The organism is Lacinutrix sp. MEBiC02595, assembly GCF_053601555.1.
In genome coordinates, this window is record NZ_JBSHNU010000032.1 from 1 (window position 1) to 1,274 (window position 1,274).

General features: G+C 30.5%; 1 protein-coding gene. It reads left to right on the forward strand.

Going from position 1 to position 1,274, the window contains the following annotated elements; all coding sequences use genetic code 11:
* Positions 1 to 169: 169 nt before the first annotated feature.
* Positions 170 to 943 carry a TIR domain-containing protein gene (locus ACVCZW_RS00090; protein ID WP_452231288.1) on the forward strand — a complete coding sequence of 258 codons (774 nt, stop codon included), beginning with the start codon at positions 170 to 172 and terminating at the stop codon, positions 941 to 943.
* Positions 944 to 1,274: the final 331 nt, after the last annotated feature.

Below are 1,274 nucleotides of genomic sequence, written 5' to 3' on the forward strand. Positions count from 1 at the left end.
GAAAAGACCTATAGATAACAACGTATATAATTAATGGCTAGTTATAGCTTGCTTACGAAAATCTTTGCAGATTTTCTATTCCGTTTTTATTTACTAAATTAGGTGCTGAAACACGCCACTAATCATATACAAACACGTTAGGCAATATTAAAAAAACAGAATATCGAATATGATAAAAGAAATACAAATCCTTTCAGAGGGACTTTGGGAAAGTATAAAATCTGATTTGAAATTCTTTTCACCAATACAATTGTTTAGTAAAAAATTGGCGGAATTAGATTTTACAGAAAAAGGAGCACCAAAAGACGCTCTGTTATATTGGAATAAGATTGACGAATACTTTGAAAAATATAGGAAAAAGCCGAACACAGACCCTTTCTATTTCGAACCGCATTTGATTAGCACAAACAACGATTCTGTAAAGAGAATAGGGTTATTAATAAATCAATTGAATTCATTAGACGAGGAAAAACTTGAATCCGAAATTGATGATATAAAACCAAAGAAAGTTTCTAAATCAAAAGGCGGTGGATATGTTTTTATAGGTCATGGTAGGAATAAAATTTGGGCAAGATTACAAATCTTTTTGAAAGATGACTTAAATCAAAAAACACTAACATTTGAGGACGAATCAAGGACTAGCGAAACAATAATTAATATTCTGGATGAATTTCTAGATAAAACCTCTGTTGCAATTTTAATAATGACTGCCGAAGATGATACTGCGGATGGAAAAATAAGAGCCAGACAAAATGTGATTCACGAGGCTGGTTTGTTTCAAGGGAGATTAGGGTTTGACAAAGTAATTATATTAAAACAAGACGGAATTGAGGAATTTTCAAATATTGCAGGACTTCAATATATTCCGTTTTCAAAAGATAATATTGAACAGAGTTTTTATGAACTTCAAAGAAAGTTTAAAAAGCTAGGACTGATAAAATAACATTGCCTAACATCGTGTATATTTAATTGCTTGGTTCCCGCCTATTCGGAAAATCTTTACAGATTTTCTATTCCGTTTTTGTTTACTAATTTAGTAACTTACACACGCAACTAAGCATACACAAACACGTTATCTATAAGTTACTCACCAACAAAAATTATTGAAAAATCTATAAGTCTGAACTTCCAACAAGGGAATAATTACTCAGATGAATAATGTAATCTGAAAAACGTTACGGATTGGATTCTGTTTGATTTTATAAACTAAGATAATTTTAGATTAAAAAGATCAATAAAGTAAACCAAGATTGAAAAGCTTGCGTTTATCGTTA